Below are 6,394 nucleotides of genomic sequence, written 5' to 3'. Positions count from 1 at the left end.
GGTCAGGGCCCGGCTCCCCGTGGGCGGCGCCGGGCGGTCTACGCCTTCCCGCGGCGGCGTTGCGCGGCCGCGACCACCACGTCGGCGGCCAGCAGCAGGATCGCGATCCAGGAGACCGTTGCGATCTTGTCGAATGCCTGGACCCACTCCCCGTTGACCGGCAGATGGTGGCGGAGCTGCACCTGGACGACGTATCCCACGCTGACCAGGAGCAGGCCGGCCGGGGCGGCCCGCAGCAGCAGCCGGCCACGCGGCAGCACCAGGGCGGCCAGCGTGCTCACCCCGGTGACGACGCTCGCGACCGGATTGACCAGCGCCAGCGCGGCCAGGGCCACCGCGGCGGCCAGCGCGAGCGCGACCGGGACGGGGACCCGCGCGGCGCGGGCGGCCAGCGGCTCGAACACCGGCAGGTCCGGCGGCCCGTCCGGGCCCTGGCCGGCCCGCCGGCGCCGGCGGGCCGTCACCACCAGCAGGACGGCGCTGGAGACCAGGGCGACGCCGGCGGCCGCCAGGGCGCGCCGCACCAGCGTCTGCGGCGTCCAGGTCAGCGCGATGTCGAAGCCGGCCGCGGTGGGGGTGATCCGCCAGCCGTTGGCGTAGCCGTCCACGAGCACGGGCCGGCCGTAGTCCGTGTCGCCGGAGGTCGCCCGCCAGCCCGCGGACAGGCTCTGGCCGAGCACCAGCCAGAACGGCTGCCCGGGCCGCGCGCCGGTGACCCGCAGCCCGAACGAGGTCGCCGTGGAGCCGGTGACCGCCACCGCCGGCGCCGCCGCCGTCGAACCCGTGGCCGTGGCCGTGGCGGCCGGGCCCGCCGGCGCGGGGCCGGCCGTTGCCGGTGCCGCCGGTGCGCCCACGGGCTGCGAGGTGAGGATCAGCCGGTCGAGGTCGTAGCCGGTCCGCGCGCCCTCGACGGTCCGCAGCACGTGCTCGCCGGGGCCCAGGGTGATCGGATCACCGCACAGTGACACCGCGAGCCCGGCGCGGCCGAGCGCGTCCGCGCTGGAGCCGGTGATCCGCACGGGAGCCGGACGCCCGTCGATCGTCATCAGGTCGTCGCGGCAGGTGCCGGGCAGCTCGGCCCGCGGCGGGGGCACCCGCAGGCCGGCGAGGCCGACCTCGGCGAGCCCGACCGGCATGGAGATCTGGGTCCCGCTGATCGGGTCGATGGTGGTGGCCACCCGCACCCTGTCGACGACGAGCCGGATACTGCTGCCCCGCACGGGCGGGAAGGACATCGTCACGGTCCGGCTCGCGCCGGGCTGCCCGAGGTCGCTGACCGGCGGGACGGTGAGGGTGTCCACCCGCCGGCCGTCCACGATCAGCCCCAGGGCGGTGGGCACGGAGTGGCTGCCGTCGGCGACCACGGACAGCGTCAGCTCGGACAGGTCCACCGGCCGGGGGGAGTCGACCTGGATCCAGGCGCCCTGCTGCATGCCGAAGCCGGGGCTCCACGCGGTGGCCGGGTCGCCGTCGAAGGCGCTGGCACTGCCGGCCGCCAGGTCGCCGGGCAGCCGGCCGGAGGACGCGGTGGTGACCCCGCCGGCCGGCCGGCCGGCCGAGGCGCCGAGCACGAGGTCGTCGGCGTAGGCGGAGGCCCGGGCGGTGCCGGTCAGGGTGAAGGCCCGCGCGGCCGGCAGGGTGAACACGCGGGCGACGGCCGGCTCGGTGTCGGACTTGAACGGCTCGGCCGGGTCCGCGCGGTCCCGGGTGACCTGCAACGTCAGACGGTGCCGCAGGGAGTCCGCGCCGGTCGCGGAGAGCAGGTCGGTGGGCATCCGCAGCAGTTCCTGGACGTGGGGCGCGCTCCCGTCCGGTGACACGATGTCGACCTCGGCGAACCCCACGCTGGACAGGCCGGCGTAGTTCGCGCGCTCCCCGATGTTGGTGGCGTCGATGGTGATGTCCAGCCGGGTGAAGCTGCGGGCGGGGAAGGACAGCACCTGGCCGGCGGGATCCCGGGAGCTGTCCGTGAGCGGCACCGTCACTGGCGAGCCGCCGTCGAAGCGCAGCGTCACCTGGGTGATCCACCGGTTGCGCGCGCCGGTGAGCGGCTGGACCAGCCGCACCCGGTCCGTGGTCACCGGGCCGGCCAGGCCGACGCGCAGGCGCTGCCCGGCCGGGTTGGCGAACGCGCCCACCCGCCAGGCGGTGTCCGGGTCGCCGTCGACCGCGCCGGCCGGGCGTTCCGGCGGGCTGTAGGAGAACGTGTTGCCGTAGTCGGTCGCCTCCACCGAGGCGATCCGCGTGGAGGCGGTCGGCGCGGGCTGGCCGGCAGGCCGCAGCACGGCGACGGTCTGGGACGCCTCGGTGGCGTCCGGGAAGACCGGCAGCCGGTTGTCGTTCGGGTCGGGGGTGAGCGGCGCGCCGCCGGGGGCCTCCACGTAGCCGTACCCGTCCCGGACCGAGCTCCAGCGTTCCGCCCGCCGCCGGTTACTGTCGGTGAGCAGCAGGTCGGCGCCGTCGTCCAGGGCCTGTCGCAGGCCGGCGGGGTCCGCGGCCAGCGAGCCGGTGTAGAGGATGGCCCGGTTCCCGGCCACCGCCTCGGCCAGCAGCCCGGCGGCCGCGGCGTCCACCAGCCCCTCGCCGTTCCCGCTGACCAGCAGCGGGGCAGCGGTCGTCGCCGTGCGCACGATCGGCCTGGCGTCCCGGACCCCGAAGGCGGCCAGCGCCGGCGGCGCGGGGGCGTCCGGGGGCGTGCCCAGGGCGATCTCGTCGTTGAAGGGGATCCGCGAGGTGTCGGTCACCGGCGGCCCGAAGCGGCGCGGCGCGTCCAGGCCCGCCGGCACCGGGCCGGTGAACAGCCGCCAGGTCGGCACCGGCCGCGGGGTGCGGAACCGTTCGTACTGGAAGTTGCTGCGCAGCAGCACGTCGCCGACGCCCATCAGCCGGGCGATGTCGGCCAGCGAACCGGTCTCGAACACCCCTTCCTGCAGCCGGCGGTCGAGCGCGCGCAGCAGGTCGGCGGACGCGGGGGCGCTGAGCGGGATCAGTTCGCGGGAGAGGAAGGGCCGTTCGATCAGTCCGGGCAGGACGGGGTCGAGGGTCGTGCCCCACCGGTAGTGGGAGAAGGGCGCCCCGGGCAGTTCCAGCACCCGGGTGGCCGTCCCGGCCGCGTCCAGGTCGGCGGCGGCCTGTAGCTCGTAGTCGGGAAGCTTCTCGGGCCGGTCCAGCCCCGCCTCGACGAACTGGCCGCGCCACAGCGGGCTCAGGTTCGCCACGATCAGCACGACCACGACCACCCACGTGACCCCCGGCACGGACGTCGGCAGCCCCGGCCACGCCCGCACCCGCGCGCCGCGCACCCGGGCGGCCTGCCGCCGCCCCCGGCCGGGCGTCTCCCGCGCGCGCCGCGCCAGCCCCTCGTCGACGCGCTGCGTCAGCGCGGCGAGCCCGCCGGCCAGCAGCACCGACAGGCCGAGGGCGACCAGCGGCACGGCACGCGGCATCGAGCGCAGGGCGAAACCGGCGGTGGACGCCTCGGCGAACGACCGGAAGGCCCCGCCCAGCGGCGAGGGGTGCTCGTACGGGTAGACCCCGACCGCGACCGCGGTGCCGACGAGCACGAGCAGGACGAAGTACGCCCGGTATCCCCACCGGCACAGCGCCGCGCCCGCCAGGGCCAGCAGCGGCACCGTGAAGCTGATGATGATCACCCAGATGGTCTGGGTGTAGTCCCGGGACGGGGCGATCCAGGTGCCCAGCGCGTCCCCGCCGTAGAAGTACCAGTTGCCCAGGCCGCGCAGCACCTCGGAGGCCTGCGAGGCGCTCGCGACCGTCCTGAGCGTCTCACTGTAGGCGAGGATGTCGACGCCGTAGCCGGCCTGGGTGACCAGGCCCGCGATCCACCAGGCCGAGCAGCCCACGACCGCCACCACAGCCCGGGCGCACATGCTCAGCGCCGGGCCGAGACGGGCCTCCCGGGTGACCCACACCGCGAACGGCAGCCACAGGACCGGCGCCAGCAGCACGAAGATCAGGCTGGACGCGTTGCTGCTGCCGACCAGCGCGACGGTGACGCCGAACGCCGCCGGCCAGCGCCAGCCGTCCGGCCGCCACCCCGCCAGGCCGCCCCGCGCCTCGCGCAGGCCGCGGACCGTGATCCCCAGCAGCCAGCCCAGGCCCGTGTACGGCAGCAGGATCGCCGACATCCGCGCCTCGTACTCGAGGACGTAGGGGGTGAGCATGTAGCCCACGGCGGCGACGAAGGCGTACCGGTGCGGCCAGCGGAACGAGCGCATGCAGAACAGCACGCCCGCGCCGGCCAGGAACAGCACCGAGCCGGTCCACAGCCGCTGGGCGGCCCAGGTGGGCAGGCCCAGCAGGTCCAGCAGCCAGAAGAAGGTGCCCTGCGGGAGCAGGAAGCCGATGTTCTGATGGGTGACCACACCCATCCCGACACCGGGATCCCACATGATCCCCGCTCGTCCGATCAGCTTCTGGGGCTCCAGGTAGAGGTAGGCCTTGGTGTCGACGCCGACCCGGCCGGGCGCGGTGAGCAGCAGCGGGAGGTAGCTGATCGCGGCCAGCAGCGCCGTGGGCCACGATGGCAGCAGCCGCCGCGGGCCGCGTCCCGGTGGGCCGGCGGGGGCGGCCGGCCGGCCGGTGATCCGGCGGCCGAGACCGCGCCGTGGGCGTGCTGAAGGTGCGGTCAGGGTCACCGTCCAACCCAATCATCCTGGTCCGGTCCGCGGCTGGCGGGTGCCGCCGGGAGGGGCGGCCGCTCGCCGGGCCGGTTCACCGTGACGGCTCACCTGGCCGGCGCGGTGCGTGCGGGCCGCGTCCGGTGCATCTTAGGGATCTCTCCGACGGTGGCGCGGCGCGGGTGGCGGGATGGAATGCCACATGTCGCGTCGGTCACGGTGCAGCCCGCCCCGGGGATGGCCCGGCGGTCTCGGCGCCGCCGCCCGGCGGCCCGGTGCCGGCCCGGGCGGCGCGCCGCGCCGGGCGGCGGCCCGTACCAGCGGCCCGGCCGCGGCCAGCAACGCCACGTGTATGGCGAGCTCTATACGGGCGGTGATGATCGCGTCGCCATGCGCCCACCACAGCGCCGGGACGGTGAGCGCGGTGGCGGCGGCCAGCACGGCGAGGACGCGACGTTCCCCCACGGCGAGCAGGTAGTAGGTGCACAGGACGGTCGCCCCCAGGCAGGCCATCGCGCCGGCCAGCGGCGCGAACGCGGGCGCGCGGACGGCCAGGGGCGCGCCGAACGCGAGGGTGAGGCCCGCTCTCGGTGCGGCCAGCGCGACGGCGAGGAGCGCCGCGGCCGGTACCGCGAGCATCGCCAGCGTCCCGCCGAGCTGGTGCAGGGCGTGCTCGCCGCGGTGCCGGCGGCTGGCGGTCTCGGGGAGCAGGAAGCCGCCCAGGGCGACCGCGGCGAAGACCAGCGCCTTGCAGGCGACGGACACCGCCGCGTACGGGCCGGCGTCGGTGGAACCGCGCGCCCCGAGCACCAGCAGGTCGATGTTCTGCAACAGCCCGAGGAACACCAGCGCGGTCAGCGCGGCGCCGATCTCGACGGTCGGGCGGTCCGTCGGCCCGGCGAGGCTCGCCGGCCCGGCGGGGGCTGTTGGCCCGGCGGGGGCTGTTGGCCCGGCCGGGCGCGCCTGCGCGTCGGGGGCCGGCCGCATGGCAGGGACGGCGCGCGCGGCACCGGGCTCGCCGGGGTGCACCCGCGGCCGGCTACTGGCGGCCGGGCCGCTTCGGAGGGCCTCACCTTCGAGCAGGCCGCCTCCGGACGGGCCGCCTCCGGACGGGCCGCTTCGGGACAGGCCGGTGCGGGACAGGCCACCGCGCCGCCGTCCAACGCGGGGCCGCAGGGCCCGGCGCGAGTGGACGAGCCCCACGAGCACACCGAGCAGGGTCGCCAGACAGGCGCCGGCCGGCCCGAGGCCGGCGAGCACCAGCCCGACCGCCAACACGCCACGGGTCAGCCCCTCAAGCGCGAGGTTGACCGCCAGCGCCCGGTGCCTCAGGGCGGACTGGAGCAGCCCACGGTCGACGCAGAGCAGGCACCACGCCGCGCCCGCGGTGAGCGTCTCCGCCACGCCGCCGGGGCCCGGCAGGGACAGCGCGGCGGCGATCGTGCCGCGCAGGGCGAGGCCTCCGGCAGCCACGGCCAGCGTCAGCACGGCCCCGGCGCGGCGCACCCGGGCGACCCAGGCGTCGGCCAGGGCGCCACGGCCGTCCCGCTGCCAGCTCGTGATCGTGCGGACGACCCCGACGAGCAGCGCGCTGCCCGGCATGGACAGCACGAAGAACAGCGCCAGGAGCTGAGCCAGCGCACCGTAGGCCACCGGCGGGAGCTCGCGCGCGAGGACGAGCGTGACGAGCAGGTTCGCCGTGTTGACGATGACGCCGGCCGCGGCGATCGGGGAGGCCGCCCGCACCGCGGTGG

2 protein-coding genes are annotated in these 6,394 nt (G+C 76.8%); both read right to left on the bottom strand.

Features of this window, described 5'->3' with window-relative positions:
• Positions 1-38: 38 nt before the first annotated feature.
• On the bottom strand, positions 39-4,658 hold the full coding sequence (locus AC5LSR_RS18130) for an alpha-(1->3)-arabinofuranosyltransferase domain-containing protein (RefSeq protein ID WP_493468713.1): 4,620 nt from the start codon (positions 4,656-4,658) through the stop codon (positions 39-41).
• 132 nt (positions 4,659-4,790) lie between these two features.
• Positions 4,791-6,394: polysaccharide biosynthesis protein (locus AC5LSR_RS18125; protein ID WP_493468712.1), on the bottom strand; the 1,604-nt coding region annotated here is incomplete at its 5' end.

It is taken from the genome of Protofrankia sp. CiP1_Cm_nod4, from assembly GCF_982290645.1.
This window is presented reverse-complemented; position numbering and strand designations above follow the sequence as displayed.